This is a genomic window from Peribacillus asahii, assembly GCF_003570725.1.
In the GTDB taxonomy this organism is placed as follows: Bacteria; Bacillota; Bacilli; order Bacillales; family DSM-1321; genus Peribacillus; species Peribacillus asahii.
The window spans coordinates 1-16,328 of sequence record NZ_QWVS01000035.1 but is presented as its reverse complement, the minus strand read 5'-3'; the positions used below and the strand labels follow the sequence as shown (position 1 = coordinate 16,328).

Sequence of the window (16,328 nt, the reverse complement as noted above, 5' to 3'; positions counted from 1 at the left end):
TTTATAGGGGTATAGTTTAAAGGTAGAACTAAGGTCTCCAAAACCTTCAGTGTGGGTTCGATTCCTACTACCCCTGCCAATTATGGCGGCTGTGGCGAAGTGGTTAACGCATCGGATTGTGGTTCCGACATTCGTGGGTTCGATTCCCATCAGCCGCCCCATAAAGCGTTTATGGGCTATAGCCAAGCGGTAAGGCAGCGGATTTTGATTCCGTCATGCGAAGGTTCGAATCCTTCTAGCCCAGCCATTTTTGCGGAAGTAGTTCAGTGGTAGAATACAACCTTGCCAAGGTTGGGGTCGCGGGTTCGAATCCCGTCTTCCGCTCCAAGAAGAGTTCGGCAGCATAGCCAAGTGGTAAGGCAGAGGTCTGCAAAACCTTTATCCCCGGTTCAAATCCGGGTGCTGCCTCCAATAATGCCGGTGTGGCGGAATTGGCAGACGCGCACGACTCAAAATCGTGTTCCTTCGGGAGTGCCGGTTCGACCCCGGCCACCGGTATCATAAATAAGGCGCCAATCCTTATTTATCAAGATCTTCAACATTTCATGTTGAAGGTCTTTTTTTATCTTCAGCACGACTGAAATTAGCTAAAATCGTATGCTTCGAATCTTATGCTTGGGGGAGACAATATGGCAAGAAAAGGGCAATTTTCAGATGATGACTTGAAGATTATCAATGTAAAAATTACAGATATAAATAGTAATTTCTGAGGTGAAAAAAGGTCTTAAAATACATTGATGCATGGGTTTAGTTGCCTCTTTAGCTATCTTTGGAACATCCACAGTTGTGTGAGATATAAAAAATAAAGGGGAAAATCGCATGAAGAAAAATTTAATTTTAGCAGCAGGTTTTATTTCGATTGGTTTGCTTAGTACTTGTATGCAAGAAGAAAAATCAGAAGTGGCTGAAGTACAGGAAACAAACGAAGCAAATAAGTCGGTAAAAGTTTCTGAATCAGTAGAATCTGAGCAGTCCGATTACTCAGATGGTTTCCAAGATTCTGTTTCGCGTGAGAAAGCAATCACACCAGAAATCAAAGAAATGGTTAAAGATAATTTCGAGTACTTTGACAAGATTGTAAACAACAATTACTTCTACGAATCTCGAAATGCAGATCCAAATGATCCAATGTTAGACTTAGGTAAAGAAGATGCTTGGCTAACTGAAGAAGTCAAATTAGAAGTGGAAAAAAGAGCTAATGAAATTGAAGCTTTGTTACCGACGAAGAATGCCAATCTTGATAGAGATTTGTATATGGCTTTAGGAGAAATAAGGACAGGGTTTGATTATGAAAATGGTGGAGATATCTACTTAACCTATAGAATCCTTTATGGCTTACATACTGGTATGAATGGATATGAGCATGTTGATAGAGATGAAAATGGTAGAAAAAGATTTGATCCAGAAGGCAATTGGACAGCAACTTTTACTGATGAAGAAATAGGTTATGAAGATCCATTTTGATTTTCTTGGAAACTAAATAACTGGTCAGTAATGGGAAAGTGTATGGGAATAAATCCCTGGTCCCCGGGAGTTTACTTTTTCTTGCTAGGCTTTTTTTATTATTTGAAGAATAACAACATAAGCATTCAATCAATTGCATATATCTGTGTACTTGTTCCCTAGTTATGTTAATGTAATGAGTATAGAGATTAATAGATAACTCAACTTTTGTTGGGGATTTGTTGTGGCTAAAATAAACATAATCGGAGAATTAACCATGAAACAAAAATTCAAAAAATTCACTATAATTGCTACTGGCTTAATAATTGTTGGAGGTCTTGTTTCCTACAAGATTTTAGAAAATGCACATGATTATGAATCAGCAAAGTCTGCTGAAATGTCTGGAAGTAAGTACGAACAACTTAAAGAAGAAAAGAAAAAGGCTGAAGAACAAACTGCTAGAATCGGTGGAGCAACTTCTAAAACTGGACTAACTGATGATTCAGGAGAATATGAAGTAATCTCTGTTATGCATAAAATGACACATCAGAAAGTTGCCTCTGAGGATAAGTGGGGAGCAGTTCAGATGACTTCTTCTAATATCGATGAAGTAATGGCTATAGTTGAAGCCAATGATTTTAAGAATGAAGACAGTCTCTTAAATATCTTGAAAAAATGGAAACGAGAAGACTTTGATGCTGTCGTTCAAGACCACAATTATTTTTGGGAATTACAAAATGGAACGATTGGTAAAGCCTACGGAAAACTGAGCGAGGAAGAAGAAGCTAAATTTATTGAAAATAACTTTAAATGAGTCTTGCATAGTCCGGCAAGGCTTATTTTTGCCTTTTTTATGTGAAAAATGGTGAATTATTTAGACCTCAAGAGAGCACTGATTAATTTGAGTAGTTTTTATGTCCGAAGATAGGCATTAGATGATGGTTAATAGGCTTCTTATCTTCTTTAACTTAAATGCACCGATAATTTGTCCAGAACATATGGATAAATTAGTTGCATTTTTGATGAGGAGGATGTTTTCAATGTATGAAAATTTCTATTACAATAATCAGCCTATGTATAGACAACAAATTACTTTACAACAAGCACAAGCAATTGCCCTTCAAAGAGTACCTGGGAGAGTTCTGCATGTAGACATGGATTTAGAAAATGGTGTTTTAGTTTATGAAGTCTTCATTATGACATCACAAGGCAGAATAGTTGAAGTAGAGATACTCGCAAAGACAGGAAAAATCTTAAAGATTGAACAAGAAAATGATGATGATTTTGATAATCCTCACAACCATGATTATAACAACCATAACAACTATAACCATGATTAAAACTATCTACTCCTAAACTAACAGAGGCTTCAATTGAAAAGGATAAAAATAAAAAGATCGATTCATTTGTATGAGGTGTTTCAGTAATCCTTATAATTTAATGTTGAAGGAACGTTAATATCTCGGTGTGGAGCCGATTAAATACTTAATAACTAAATTGAAAACTCGACTCAAAATCGTATTCCTTCGGGAGTACCAGTTCGACCCCGACCACCGGTTCAATAGGCTAAAAGTTATTACAACGAGTATTAGGTAATATCAACGTCAAAAGACGTCTCTACGGTTAATGTGGAGGCGTCTTTTGTGTTTCTTTTTAGTTTTGCTTAGGTAAAGAACATCAAAGATTTAAAAAAGGGTAGCTATCTATTCCTTCTAGATTTTATTTTCATAGAATAACATATCTATGTATGAAAGGAAAATGAAGGTTGTTGCGAACAGTAAAGGATATTTCGAAATCGAATTAAAGACACATAAGAAAAATGAGAAACTAAAGGTCACTATATAGATCTAGTAATGGGTTAAAAAATTTAATCGTGTACATTGTAATGGGCTTCATGTTTCCTTTAGAGAAACACAACAAAATTTTATAAAATTGGGGACATGTGAAGAAGACTGTATTATTCCTAATTGATGGTTAAAGTAGAGTGTAGAATTTCGTTCGTGAAGTTCTTATTTACTGAGGGATAGCTACTTGAAGATTGTACTTGAAAGCGTATTGAAGGAAAAAAGGTTCCCTGAAACACCTCGGCAGTACGAAAAGAACTGGAATAGAATCAAGGAATAATCCGAACCTTAACGAAAGGGGGATATTTCCATTAACGAAGATACCTTAATAATCGTAGCAAAAGCCATGGCAGCTGTTATAATAGAATGTCTTGGATAAGAGTAAATAAAGAGAGCGGTTCTTTATGCATCTGGCATAGAGACATTCTTTTTTAGGAGTGATCACATGTCTTTTACAAGTTTAAAAGAATTAATTGAACTTGCAAATCAAGAGAAAACAACCATTTCAGAATTAATGATAAAAACTGAGGTACATCAGACAGGTTATCCTAGGGAAATAATTATCAAAAAAATGTCGGAACAATTTACAGTGATGGAAGAAGCTGTACGCAGAGGGACACTGAGTCCCGTTATGTCACGTACTGGTTTAACAGGAGGGGATGGAAACCGCCTTTATCAATATGCTAAAGAGGGGAATTCCTTTATCAATCCTATCACATTAAATGCCGCAGCGAATGCGTTTGCGGTATCAGAAGTAAATGCGGCAATGGGACGGATTGTGGCGACGCCAACAGCTGGTTCAGCGGGAATTTTGCCAGCTGTACTTGTTCACGCCCTTGACAGTGGAAAGTTTACACGTGAGCAGATTGTACGGTCAATATTCACTGCCTCTGCCCTTGGCTTAGTAATTGCAAATAAAGCTTCAATATCAGGGGCTGCTGGCGGGTGCCAGGCTGAAGTTGGATCAGCAACCGCTATGGCAGCAGGTACCCTAGTTGAGCTTGCCGGCGGAACACCGATGCAGGTTGGAAATGCCATCGGAATTGCTTTGAAAAATTCACTAGGGTTGGTTTGTGATCCCGTTGCTGGACTGGTGGAAATTCCTTGTATCATTCGCAACGGTTTACATGCGATTACCGCTCAAGCTGCGGCAGATATGGCTTTAGCTGGGGTAGCCAGCGTCATTCCTGCAGATGAAGTCATTCATGTGATGCATGAAGTAGGACAGCAAATGCCCGAATCGTTGAGAGAAACTGGGATAGGCGGTCTTGCCGGAACTCCCACAGGGAAAAAATTAAAAAAACAGATTCTAAGCAAAAAAACTAGCGGCTGTGGGCCAGCAAAATATCAAAGTGCGTATGAGATTATCGGTCCCGTAATGGTTGGTCCTTCAAGTTCGCATACAGCTGGAGCTGTCCGAATCGGGAACATTGCCCGCCAGTTATTAAACGAAACTCCATTATATGTGAATTTCTCGCTGATGGGTTCTTTCGCTGAAACCTATCAAGGTCATGGAACAGACTTAGCTCTATTATCAGGTGTTCTTGGGTTATCTACAATGGATGAGGGCATTCCAAATGCCAAAAAAATTGCTGAAGAAAATAGTTTACAATACGAATTCACGAAACGAGTGCTTGGAAGCTATCATCCGAATACAGTTCTCGTAGAATTGACAGGGGCTTCACGTACTGTCAAGGTATTGGCCAGCTCTTTAGGCGGTGGTAAAGTAGAGGTTCAGGAATTCGATGACTATCCATTAAAATTTTCAGGAGAACGGCCAACACTTGTGATTCGCCATACCGACCGAACAGGATTTATTGCTGAATTATCGAGGTTTCTTTACCAAAATGGATTTAATATCGCCCGTATGGCAAATGAACGGTCAAAAATCAATGGTGCTGCCATAACAGTTTGTGAAATCGACAATAAAATCGAAGCGACTCTCTCGTCTTTATTAAAAAAAGAGATTCCGATTATTGACGAAATTGTATTGGTTCAAACTAATTAACTCCCTAGAAGATTATTAAGTAGTTTTCTAAAATGAAAAAACTTAAGGATTGATTAAGTGTTATCAACTAGGAAAAAAAACAGACTTCACACTAAATTGTGTGGAGTTTGTTTACTTTTTACCGATGTAATTTATTATATAATTAAGAGAAGTCGAGGAGGTATGGCAGATGTTATTTCAGTCAGAAGAAGAATTGGTTGAAAATATTGAGCAGATGTATGGACCAGTGTATGTCCAGTTAATGATGGGGATTCAAGATAAACGCATTAATCAAGTAAAGGCGAAGGCAGAAATTCGGGTGAAGCCTGTAAAAGCATTTGTTGAGGTGTTAGTAGAGGAGCTAGAGTCCGATTATATTTATGCGGAGCAAGGTGAGAGTATCTATTCTAGCTTTGGAATTGATGAGAGAATTGGAATTTATGAGGAAGTATTAACGACTATTCCATATACTGTTCTAATAGAAAATGAGAATTGGAGAAAAGAAATAAACACTTATGTCACTGAGGAACAATTAAAAGGGGCCTTGGAGAAATTATTAAATGATTATCAATTTACAGATCCCAGTGGGAAATACAGATTTAGAAAAATATGCAGCATTCAAGAGTTAGCTATAGTCAGTGAGTAGAAATAGAGAAACCACATCATACGTCTAATCATATAGATAAATTATTCGTTTAAAGAACAGGGGAAAGAGAAATGAAAATTGGTTTAGTACGACATTTTAAAGTCCAAAAGGATTTGCCAAAAGGCAAGATGGCGACACCAGCGGATTTAAAAAAGTGGTTTGATGAATATGATGTGGCAGATATTGAATATATGAAATGTGACTTAGGAAATATTGAATGGAAACAGTGCTATTCAAGTACGCTGCCGCGAGCTGTTAAGACGGCACAGCATATTTATCAAGGGGAGATTATACATCTTGATGACCTTTGTGAAATCCCAGCTCCTACTTTTAATGGGAAAATTAAATTGCCTTTTCTTTTCTGGGCAATTAGGGTTCGTTTTTTTGCTTACTTAAAAAAGGATACTCGTTCAGATATTCGAAAAACAAAAGAGAAGATTAAACGAGTGTTTGATGAGATAATAAAGAGTGGCGAGGAGGATGTTTTAATCGTCAGTCATGCAGCCATTATGATTTATATACGGAAGGAATTACTAAACCGAGGATTTAAGGGTCCGAAGTTTAAAGTGGCGAATAATGGACAATTGTATATATTTGAGAAGGAAAACGTGTAGTTTTTGACATAAGGAGAGCGTCGATCATTTATATGGAAATTTGTTCAATGTAACTGCCCTCGTCAATATCTGCCTCAATATGAAGGAATCGTTTTTCTTTTAATCGCTATTTTATAACGTCTTTCTATATTAATTTGTAGGGAGACGTTTTTTGTATTTGGGTTAGAATAAGGGAATAATTATATTTTATTATAAATACGATTATAATTTGGGTGTTTTTTGGATATTCTAAATAACGAGAATATCTTCATCTTTAAGAAATTATGAATTTGAGACATTTTTTATAAATTATTTCGTCGGTTCTACAATAAAATAATAAAAAGGAAATTAACGGTTTAGTTACGTTGGTAATACAATATAAAAGGTGAGTTGAGTAATGGAAGTTGGAAAGTAAATGTGAGAACGTTTACAGAGCTAGTTCGACCACACTCATTTTTAAAGCCTCATCATTTGAAAGGTGGACTGAAAATGTTAAAGTACAACGATTTAGGTACAGGAACGCCAGTTGTATTTATACATGGTTTAGGGAGCAAGAAGGAAGCTTGGATCCCGCAGCATGATTTAGCAAATCAGTATAGATTAGTCATTCCAGATATGAGAGGTCACGGAGAAACGGAAATTAATGAAAGCCTTACCATTGGGAACTTCGCATTAGATATTATTGATTTATTGGAGTATTTAGAGATTCCGTCAGCGTTTATATGTGGATTTTCCTTAGGTGGAATTGTTGCACAGGAACTATATAAGCAGCGTCCGGATTTAGTAAAAGGGCTTATTCTTTCGAATACAACCTCTTATGTTCCATCTATATTAGCTAGCAGTATTGTTAATGAATCATCTAAGCTTCTTCAAAAAGGTGAAGAGGATTTAATTGAACATATTGTGACAAGAGGGCTGTATGATGAAGTGTACAAAGAGGAGGCTAAGAAGGCTTTTCATATACGAGACACATATATTGAAGCAGCTAAAGCTCCAATTGGGGTTAATTACTTTTCAATGCTTCCTACTATACAAAAACCTGTATTACTAATTGGAAGCACGCATGATAAAGTGACACCGTCTGTAAATATTTATTTAATGAAAGCGTTTTTAAGGAAAGCGCATTCAGCGATTTTAAAAAATGCCGGGCACTTAAGTAATATCGAACAGAAGGAACTTTTTAATCAATACGTTACGGATTTTTTAAAATCATGTGCGTAATTCAATCAAGTGCTTAAAAAAACAAGAGACAAGTACAATATGACTTTGTCCCTTGTTTTATTTTTATTCAGATGAGCTCAGCGCTTTATGATGAGCGTTTTTCTAACCAATCTGCAACAGTTGGGTAAGTGATTTTGGAAGCTTTAGGTCCAAATGCTACAGATGCATGTCCAGTAGGAAGAAGCACATACTTTTTATCCTTGCTAGAGATAACATTCATCAATGCTTCTACTTGATGTGGTTGAGCAATATTATCCTTTTCAGCTGCTAAATTAAGAACATTTGCCTTGATATTTTTTAAATCAACTTTACGACCACGGATGACAAGTTCTCCTTTAATTAGCTTATTTTGTTGATAGAAGTCTCTAATCCATTGACGGTAAGCTTCACCTGGGAACGGAATACCATCGCCTACCCATTTTTGTATAAGCTTCCAGCTCTTGATAAACTGTTCATTGTCAGCACGATCTACTAGACTAATATAAGGTCCGTAGAAGTTTGCCATCGGTTTTAACATTTTGTTTCCGAAATCAATCATTTCTGGTGGAACATTTCCTAAAGTATCAACGACTTTATCGACATCAAAATATCGCTCATCAAGGAAAGAACCATATAAGCCCGTATCTTCAAAATCAAATGGGCTCGTCATAAATACGATGTTGCGAATTGGCAATTCAGGGTGAAGAGCAGCGAAGATAGATGTCAGTGTTCCGCCCATACAGTAACCCATAATTGAAACCTCTTTTGCATTGGATGCTTTCAATACTTTTCGAACAGCACGAGGAATATAATCTAGAACATAGTCATCCATTTTCATATTTTTGTCTTCGTATCCTGGTGTACCCCAATCAAGTAAATAAACATCAAAGCCGCGGTCAACTAAGTATTCAACAAAACTGCTTCCTTTTGTTAAATCTAGAATATATGGCTTATTGATTAATGCATAAACAAGCAGAATTGGAACAGCATGCTTTCGGGGCTGCTCAGATGTGTAGCGATATAGCTTTGCTTTATTTCTAGTCCAAATCACTTCTTTCGGTGATTGGCCTACTTCTGGTTCAGGTTCTCTTACCAATACGTTCGTTGCTTTCGTGAAGCGTTCATATTGGCTCTTAACCTCCTCAGGTACTAAGGCTAAATTAGCAAATTCTGTCCATTCTTTTAAACTAGTGTTACTCATTGTTCCACACCTTTCGTTGTAGTATGAAGAGCTTTATAGGATGTTCAAAGAATTACATATAAAGTCCGCCATTAATATTTAACTGCTGACCTGTAATATATCCACCGTCTTTACATAAGAAAACTACTCCACGTGCAATTTCTTCCGGTTGTCCAAAACGACGTGCTGGAATTTTAGCGACAATATTTTCACGAATATTCTCTGGAATTTCTTGAACCATCTCTGTGTCAATAAATCCTGGGCAGATAGAGTTTACTGTTACATTGCTTTTTGCAAGTTCTAAAGCAAGAGATTTTGTATACCCAATAATTCCAGCTTTTGCTGCAGCATAGTTTGTTTGTCCGAAGCCTCCAGCTTGTCCAATAATGGAAGAAATGTTAATGATTCTTCCTGCATCTGACTCTAAAAGATATGGAAGAGCAATAGAAGAAGTATTGTAAACGCTGTTTAAGTTAACATCAATAACAGTTCTCCAATCTTCCTCACTTAGCTTCTTGAATGTGCTATCTCTTGTAATTCCGGCGTTATTGATAAGAATATCTAATTTACCAAAGTGATTAATAGTTTCTTTTATTAAATTCTCTGACTCTTCTGAATTCGAAACATCTGCTTGAACCGCATAAGCTTCTCCGCCAATCTTTTTAATGCTTTCAATGACTTGCTCAGCTGATCCCGCACTGCGGTTATAGTTAATAACAACTTTAGCTCCATTTTTTGCCAATTCTAGTGCGATTGCTGCACCAATTCCGCGGCTGCCGCCTGTAACGATCGCTACTTTGTTAGTTAAATCTGTCATTTTGTTAGTCTCCTTTTAGTTACTATGTATATAAAGATAGTAAACCATCTTTATAGATTAATTAATTACCCTTGCTGTACCTTAGTTGTTTCTTTGCTGGCATCTTTATAGATTAATTAATTACCCTTGCTGTACCTTAGTTGTTTCTTTGCTGGCTACTTTATTAGTAGTAGTTTCTTTTGTTAATAAAGTAATAATTTCATTAAGTTTATTGTCTAGGGTTTTAATTTTATTCTTAACATCTGTCATTTCTCGCTTTAATTCTGCCTGGCTCACTAAAGTAGAGGCAGTTTCTTCAACTAAATCTTCTAAATCATCCACTTTTGAATCCACGTTGATGATTAGGGCTGAGATGTTTGACAGATCAGTGCGAGTTGGAATATTAACTTGCTCGAAATACTGTTCTGTTGTTTCATCTAACATCTTCTTATATAGAAGATTCATCTCAAGAACTTGCCCCATCACCTTAGAAGTTGATTCGTCTTTCAGATTTTCATCAATGATGTTACTGCTTTGATTAAAAAAGTCTTTCCACAATTCAAATGGGTTTAAGTTTTTTTGCTGATTCATATGCCCTCTCCCCGTCTATGAGTTTTGTTTGAAATATATTACAAGTCTATAATAACAATTAAACCAAAATAAGGAAAGGTAAAAATTTAAATATTTACCAAAACTAATTGACAATTGGAACACATAGGTGTAAATTACACATAGAGACTATTTAACATATTGAGTGGGTGATACAAGATGACAACAGATAAGCAAAATACTTCTATAGACTCAACATCCAAAGATATGATGAACAATATGCCCAAAAATTTGATGATACCTGTTCTGCTGTTAAGTCTTCGAGGTTGGAATTTACATGGTTACAAATTAATTCAAGAGTTAAGCCGATTTGGATTTACATCTGTAGATCAAGGAAATGTGTATCGAACATTAAGAAAGCTAGAAAAAGAGAACATGGTGAAATCTGAATGGGATATGTCAACAGGGGGACCAGCTAAGCGAATTTATTCATTAACAGAGGCTGGTGAGGCGTATTTGCAAACTTGCACTGATTCGCTTACGCAATACCAATCCATATTAAATCGCTTTTTTACTATCTATATGGATATGTTCCTCCCTACATCTTTATCACAACGCGATGATGATAAAGAGGAGAATTAATGTTTGTTGTATGTACTTATAAAGTGAACTTGCAGTATTCCTGCAATCACAATAAATTTCTACTTTTAGGAGGTTTTTATCATGGCAGTAAATAAAAAAGATCAAAATAATAAGGATTCTCGTAATTTAGGTGATTCTTTGCTAGACAGCTGGACAAATAGTTTGAATACAATTCATGCTTCGCAAAAAGAGGTGGAGAATGTGTCAATTCAAGCAATCGGATATCAAAGAGAGGTGTGGGAGAAATTGACGGAAGATTTTACAAGAATTGAACAAGAACAAAAGAAATTAGTTGAGGAACTTCGTATAGTAGGAAAGAAAAATATTCAAACGCTTTACGGTGAAGAAGCAGGGGAGACTTTTGATAAATGGAATGAGCACTTTGATGAAGTGAGCCTTCGTGTTCAGCAGCTAACAGTAGCTCCTTTGAAAGAAACTTTTAACCTTTTAAATCAATCTCAAGATCAATTACAAGATTCTATTAAAAAAGGAATCACTCAACAACAAAGTCTTCGTGAAAACTTCTTAAATCAATTGAAATCAGCTCAAAAAGGGTTTGTTGATTTAGTGGAATCTAATACAAAACTAGCGTTGAGTCTTTATAAAATTTAATTTAAGTAACGTGCCAATGGAATAATCAAAAAAGTAGAGTGGGAGGATTTAGTGTCCTCCCACTTTATAAAGATTAAGAAAAGAGGTGCAAGGCTGTGAAGTTAGCGGGAAAAGTGGCCATCATTACAGGTGGTGCGAGAGGGATCGGAAAAGTAACAGCCAAAAAATTTCTTGAAGAAGGTGCTAAAGTAGTAATCTGTGATTATGACCAGGCTGCTGGTCAAGCTACATTAGCGGACCTTGGAAGTAATGACGTAAGCTTCTTTCAAGTCGATGTAACGAATACTGCACAAGTAGAAGCGATGGTTCAATCAACAATTGATACATATGGCAGAATAGATATTTTGATTAATAACGCAGGGATTACAAATGATGGATTTCTTGTAAAGATGAGTGAAGAGGCTTGGGAAAAGGTACTTGCTGTTAATTTGTCAGGTGTCTTTAAATGTACGAAGGCTGTTGCTCCATTTATGTTGGATCAAAAATCAGGGGTTATTTTAAATGCCTCTTCTGTAGTTGGAATATATGGAAATATTGGTCAAAGTAATTATGTGGCCACAAAAGCAGGTGTTATTGGGATGACTAAAGGTTGGGCAAAAGAGTTTGGTCCAAAAGGGATTCGTGTGAATGCTATAGCACCAGGCTTCATTGCAACGGATATGGTCTCGACCGTACCGCAAAAAGTCATTGATACCATGAAAGAAAAGACGCCGCTTAAAAAGCTAGGTACACCAGAAGATATTGCAGAAGCTTATTTATTTTTAGCTTCGGATGCTGCTGGTTATATTAATGGAACCATTTTAAGTGTGGATGGCGGATTAGTCGTTTAGTAGTTACAAATATAACCGTTACATGGATACGGATATGAAAAGAGCTGCTTAAAACAGCAGCTTTTTTCATATCCGTATTTTTATTAGGTTTTGTTATAGGAGCCCAATGGTTTTATCAACAATATGGTTTAACCCAACCTTTTATTAAGTTGTTTTAACTGATTGACTGGATTATTCACTAAAAAGTTGAGTAGTTTTTTTGCTGCGAATGGGATATAACAGTCCTTTTTTGTGATAACTCCCAATTCCCACATGAGAGTTGGGTTGACTAAAGAGACCATTTTAATAGTATGTTGGTTTATTTTTGAATAAACCGATTTTGGAAGAATCGTAATACCTAAACCTTCTTTAACAAGCTCGGCAATCAAATCCCATTGAGAGCTTTGGTATGTAATTTGAGGACTAAACCCAGCATTTAGACACTCTTGGATTATTCGATCATGTAACGCAAATTGTTCGTTGAAAATAATAAACTGTTCATCCTGTAATTCATGTAAGCTTACAAAATCCCTATCGGCTAGTCGATGGTGTTGAGAGACATAAATTACAAACTCATCTTTCGTAAATGGATGGACAATAAACTTTTCTGTATTAGTTGGAAGAACGCTGATGCCTAAGTCAATTTTTTCTTCATCTATTAAACTTTCTACACGTTTTGGTCCTAACTCAACTAATTTTAATGAAATTTTAGGGTGAAGCTTTCTAAATGGAATAGCTATGGAAGGGAAAAATAGTGTTCCGATTAAAGGTGGTATTCCAATTTTAATTTCACCTGATGGCATATGCATTAAGTCATCTAAACGTCCAGAAAGGTCATCTAATGTGGAAATAAGCTTTAAAGCCGCATCATATACAATTTCTCCCGCGTCTGTAAGCTTTAATTGTCGCGTTGTACGATCAAATAGTGTCACTTGTAGTTCTTCTTCTAAGTTTTTAATGATTTTGCTTAATGATGGTTGTGATAAATGAACATGAGAAGAAGCTTTAGTGAAACTTTGATGTTCAGCGACAGCTATTAAGCATTTTAATTGTTGAATCTCCATAAAAAAATCCCTTCTATTCATCTTTTTAATAACTATTATTCTTTTTTTATATTTTACTTATAATAACTAAAATAGTAAAGTTATTCCAGTAATATAATTCTAGTATTTCCAAATAATTAAAATATATTTTACTAATAATTTCTTGGATGGTGAATGAGGATTTATCACCTTTTATTTTGCAGCTTCATCTTATTTTTATATACAAAATTATAGTAAATAAACAAAGGGGGAGAATAAGTTGAAGATGATGATTTCATTTTCAAACAGATTGATGCAAAGGTATATGCCTGATCCATTTTTGCTTGTTATTGTGCTTACCTTTTTTGTCATCGGTCTTGCTGTTTTTTTGACAGATAGCACACCTGCTCAAATTGTAGGTTACTGGGGAGATGGCTTTTGGAATTTATTAGAATTCTCTATGCAAATGGTTTTAATTGTTGTAACAGGACATGTTATGGCGAGCAGTCCATTTTTTAAGAAATTATTAGGAAACTTAGCCAATATCCCAAAGTCACCGGGACAAGCTATTATTCTCGTTACTCTTGTAGCTCTAATTGCATGCTGGATTAACTGGGGATTTGGTTTAATCATTGGAGCGTTGTTTGCAAAAGAGATTGCTAAAAAGGTCGATGGTGTCGATTATCGATTGTTAATTGCAAGTGCCTATAGTGGATTTATTATTTGGAGCGGGGGATTATCTTCATCTGTTGCATTAACGATTGCTACACCTGGTCACTTTACGGAGAATCTTATAGGGGTTGTTCCGACAAGTGAAACTCTTTTTTCGCCATTTAATTTAATTGTTGTAATCGGGCTGCTTATTTTAGTTCCAATTATAAACCGATTTATGATGCCTTCAAAAGAACAAGCTTTTTTAATTAATCGCAAGCTATTAGAAGATGTAGATAGTGTACAGGCAAGTGCAGTAGAACAAGCTGAACTGACACCTGCTGAGCGTTTAGAAAACAGTAAGATATTATCTTTGCTTATTGGTTTATTAGGCCTTTCTTTTTTAGCCTATTATATCGTGAAAAATGGATTTGTTATTAATCTTAATATCGTGAACTTTATCTTTCTTTTTATTGGGATAATATTGCACAAGACACCGAGGTTATTTTTAGAAGCCATCTCAAGTTCGGTTAAAAGTGCAAGTGGAATTATTATTCAGTTTCCGTTCTACGCAGGGTTAATGGGTATTGTGACCGCTTCAGGACTAGCTGGGATTTTATCTAATGCGTTTATATCTATTTCAAATGAGAATACATTCCATATGTTCACGTTATGGAGTGCCGGTTTGGTAAACTTCTTTGTTCCTTCAGGTGGAGGACAGTGGGCTGTACAAGCTCCTGTTATGTTAGAGGCTGCAAAAGATTTAGGAGTTTCTTTACCAAAAACAGCGATGGCTGTTGCATGGGGAGACGCTTGGACGAATATGATTCAACCATTCTATGCATTGCCAGCATTAGCCATTGCCGGTTTGAAAGCAAAGGATATTATGGGGTATGGTTTAGTAATCATGTGTATAACAGGGATTTTTATTTCTGCCGTCTTTTATTTTTTATGATGGAAATGTTGGATAATGATGTTAATGTAAAGGGTTATATCATATAGCCCTTATAGTAAATGAATGATTGAGTTATCAAGGACTTCAACGATTATGTTGAGGTCTTTTTTGGAGATTATGCAGGAGGATTTCTGCATCGCTTTCATGAAGCTCGCCTATCTTTTTTTCAATAGTTATTTATTTTCACATTCGTGTGGTTTATTATTAAAATAGTGAGATTATTGTGAAAGAAATGAGGTTGCAGCTATGGTGAAGGCAGTATTTTTTGATTTAGATGATACATTATTGTGGGATCAAAAGAGTGTTAAAGAAGCGTTTGTAGCAACATGTCTTGTGGCAAAAGAGAAATATGGAGTAGATGTTGAAGAGTTTGAAGAAGCGGTTCGAAAGGAAGCAAGAGAGCTGTATGCTTCATATGAGACGTATGAATTTACACAAATGATCGGTATTAATCCTTTTGAAGGGCTATGGGGAAATTTCTTAGATGATACAGATGATTTCCGTAGAATGGCAGAGATTGTACCGACTTATCGTAAAGAAGCATGGACACGCGGGTTAAAGGCTTTAGGGATTGACGATGAGGCATTTGGAGCGGAACTCGCAGAGCGTTTTCCAGCAGAGCGCCGCAAAAAACCTTTTATTTATGATGAAACATTTACAGTGTTAGATGAGCTAAAAGGTAAATATAAATTATTATTATTAACAAATGGTTCTCCAGATTTACAAAATACAAAGTTGACGATTACGCCTGAATTAGTGCCTTATTTCGATGAAATTATCATTTCTGGGGCATTTGGCAGAGGAAAGCCCGATCAAACGATTTTTGAACATGCTTTAGAGCGAATTGGTCTAAATAAAGACGAAGTTATTATGGTCGGAGATAATTTAATGACAGATATTCTTGGGGCTTCAAGAACAGGAATTAAATCAGTTTGGATTAATCGTCATAATAAAGAACGCAATGAAGTTGTACCAGATTATGAAATTACTCATTTGGAAGAACTTTATCCGATTCTTGAAGAACTAAAGAATAAATAAAAGGAAAGGACTTCGGTATGATTGCCGAAGTCTTTTTTTAGCTGCGCTGAGAATTCACTAAAATCCGTTTTTATGTGCCATTTGTGTGACATTGTGACGAAGTAAGGATGTGGAAGATAATCTGCTTTACAAAAATTTATGTGAATTTTACTTTATTTTTAATAAACTTATTGCATTCTCGTAAACTTCAATATATAATTACTTATGTTGATTCGACAAAGTTCAACACAAACCTTCAAAATGCGGGTGTAGTTTAGTGGTAAAACCTCAGCCTTCCAAGCTGATGATGAGGGTTCGATTCCCTTCACCCGCTCCAAAATGGGCCTATAGCTCAGCTGGTTAGAGCGCACGCCTGATAAGC

General features: G+C 36.1%; 16 protein-coding genes and 7 tRNA genes. 19 read left to right on the top strand and 4 right to left on the bottom strand.

Annotated elements, in window-relative coordinates:
- The first annotated feature begins 5 nt into the window (after positions 1-5).
- The 13 genes from D1953_RS16505 to D1953_RS16445 all read left to right on the top strand — a co-directional run bounded on the left by D1953_RS16505 (position 6) and on the right by D1953_RS16445 (position 7,734).
- Positions 6-79, top strand: a tRNA-Trp gene (locus tag D1953_RS16505).
- Positions 80-85: 6 nt separating this feature from the next.
- Positions 86-161, top strand: a tRNA-His gene (locus tag D1953_RS16500).
- Between the two features lie 11 nt (positions 162-172).
- Positions 173-247 (top strand) — tRNA-Gln (locus tag D1953_RS16495).
- Between the two features lie 5 nt (positions 248-252).
- A tRNA-Gly gene (locus tag D1953_RS16490) sits at positions 253-327 on the top strand.
- A 10-nt stretch (positions 328-337) separates the two neighbouring features.
- Positions 338-411 (top strand) — tRNA-Cys (locus tag D1953_RS16485).
- Positions 412-416: 5 nt separating this feature from the next.
- Positions 417-498, top strand: a tRNA-Leu gene (locus tag D1953_RS16480).
- A gap of 321 nt (positions 499-819) precedes the next feature.
- Entirely contained in the window at positions 820-1,464 is a 645-nt protein-coding gene (locus D1953_RS16475) for a hypothetical protein (RefSeq protein ID WP_119118269.1), read from the top strand.
- A gap of 223 nt (positions 1,465-1,687) precedes the next feature.
- Entirely contained in the window at positions 1,688-2,257 is a 570-nt protein-coding gene (locus D1953_RS16470; protein WP_142920459.1) for a DUF6241 domain-containing protein, read from the top strand.
- A gap of 226 nt (positions 2,258-2,483) precedes the next feature.
- Entirely contained in the window at positions 2,484-2,783 is a 300-nt protein-coding gene (locus D1953_RS16465; protein WP_119118267.1) for a PepSY domain-containing protein, read from the top strand.
- Positions 2,784-3,732: 949 nt separating this feature from the next.
- Complete coding sequence (sdaAA, locus tag D1953_RS22095) at positions 3,733-5,295, top strand: L-serine ammonia-lyase, iron-sulfur-dependent, subunit alpha (RefSeq protein WP_119118266.1); 1,563 nt, start codon at positions 3,733-3,735, stop codon at positions 5,293-5,295.
- A gap of 169 nt (positions 5,296-5,464) precedes the next feature.
- Complete coding sequence (locus tag D1953_RS16455; protein ID WP_119118265.1) at positions 5,465-5,920, top strand: hypothetical protein; 456 nt, start codon at positions 5,465-5,467, stop codon at positions 5,918-5,920.
- A 71-nt stretch (positions 5,921-5,991) separates the two neighbouring features.
- Positions 5,992-6,534 (top strand): histidine phosphatase family protein, encoded by a 543-nt coding sequence (locus D1953_RS16450; protein WP_119118264.1) that lies wholly within the window; start codon positions 5,992-5,994, stop codon positions 6,532-6,534.
- A 468-nt stretch (positions 6,535-7,002) separates the two neighbouring features.
- Complete coding sequence (locus tag D1953_RS16445; RefSeq protein WP_119118263.1) at positions 7,003-7,734, top strand: alpha/beta fold hydrolase; 732 nt, start codon at positions 7,003-7,005, stop codon at positions 7,732-7,734.
- 85 nt (positions 7,735-7,819) lie between these two features.
- Here D1953_RS16445 and phaC read toward each other — a convergent pair whose 3' ends face one another.
- The 3 genes from phaC to D1953_RS16430 form a co-directional block, all read right to left on the bottom strand.
- Complete coding sequence (gene phaC / locus D1953_RS16440) at positions 7,820-8,914, bottom strand: class III poly(R)-hydroxyalkanoic acid synthase subunit PhaC (protein WP_119118262.1); 1,095 nt, start codon at positions 8,912-8,914, stop codon at positions 7,820-7,822.
- Between the two features lie 52 nt (positions 8,915-8,966).
- Complete coding sequence (locus D1953_RS16435) at positions 8,967-9,710, bottom strand: 3-oxoacyl-ACP reductase (protein ID WP_119118261.1); 744 nt, start codon at positions 9,708-9,710, stop codon at positions 8,967-8,969.
- A gap of 120 nt (positions 9,711-9,830) precedes the next feature.
- Positions 9,831-10,280, bottom strand: coding sequence for a hypothetical protein (locus tag D1953_RS16430; RefSeq protein ID WP_119118260.1), 450 nt, complete (start codon positions 10,278-10,280; stop codon positions 9,831-9,833).
- A 177-nt stretch (positions 10,281-10,457) separates the two neighbouring features.
- Here D1953_RS16430 and phaQ point away from each other — a divergent pair, with 177 nt between their 5' ends.
- From phaQ to fabG, 3 genes are all read left to right on the top strand, one after another.
- Complete coding sequence (gene phaQ, locus D1953_RS16425; protein ID WP_119118259.1) at positions 10,458-10,880, top strand: poly-beta-hydroxybutyrate-responsive repressor; 423 nt, start codon at positions 10,458-10,460, stop codon at positions 10,878-10,880.
- 81 nt (positions 10,881-10,961) lie between these two features.
- Complete coding sequence (locus D1953_RS16420; RefSeq protein WP_119118258.1) at positions 10,962-11,492, top strand: hypothetical protein; 531 nt, start codon at positions 10,962-10,964, stop codon at positions 11,490-11,492.
- A 95-nt stretch (positions 11,493-11,587) separates the two neighbouring features.
- The gene (fabG, locus tag D1953_RS16415; RefSeq protein ID WP_119118257.1) at positions 11,588-12,322 is read left to right on the top strand and encodes a 3-oxoacyl-ACP reductase FabG; all 735 of its coding nucleotides are present in this window, start codon (positions 11,588-11,590) and stop codon (positions 12,320-12,322) included.
- A 128-nt stretch (positions 12,323-12,450) separates the two neighbouring features.
- Here the strand turns inward: fabG and D1953_RS16410 are convergent, their stop codons facing one another.
- Positions 12,451-13,365, bottom strand: a complete 915-nt coding sequence (locus tag D1953_RS16410) for a LysR family transcriptional regulator (RefSeq protein WP_119118256.1) — start codon at positions 13,363-13,365, stop codon at positions 12,451-12,453.
- A gap of 238 nt (positions 13,366-13,603) precedes the next feature.
- Here D1953_RS16410 and D1953_RS16405 point away from each other — a divergent pair, with 238 nt between their 5' ends.
- The 3 genes from D1953_RS16405 (at position 13,604) to D1953_RS16395 (ending at position 16,283) form a co-directional block, all read left to right on the top strand.
- Positions 13,604-14,929, top strand: a complete 1,326-nt coding sequence (locus D1953_RS16405; RefSeq protein WP_119118255.1) for a short-chain fatty acid transporter — start codon at positions 13,604-13,606, stop codon at positions 14,927-14,929.
- A 246-nt stretch (positions 14,930-15,175) separates the two neighbouring features.
- Positions 15,176-15,967, top strand: a complete 792-nt coding sequence (locus D1953_RS16400; RefSeq protein ID WP_119118254.1) for an HAD family hydrolase — start codon at positions 15,176-15,178, stop codon at positions 15,965-15,967.
- A gap of 242 nt (positions 15,968-16,209) precedes the next feature.
- A tRNA-Gly gene (locus D1953_RS16395) sits at positions 16,210-16,283 on the top strand.
- Positions 16,284-16,328: the final 45 nt, after the last annotated feature.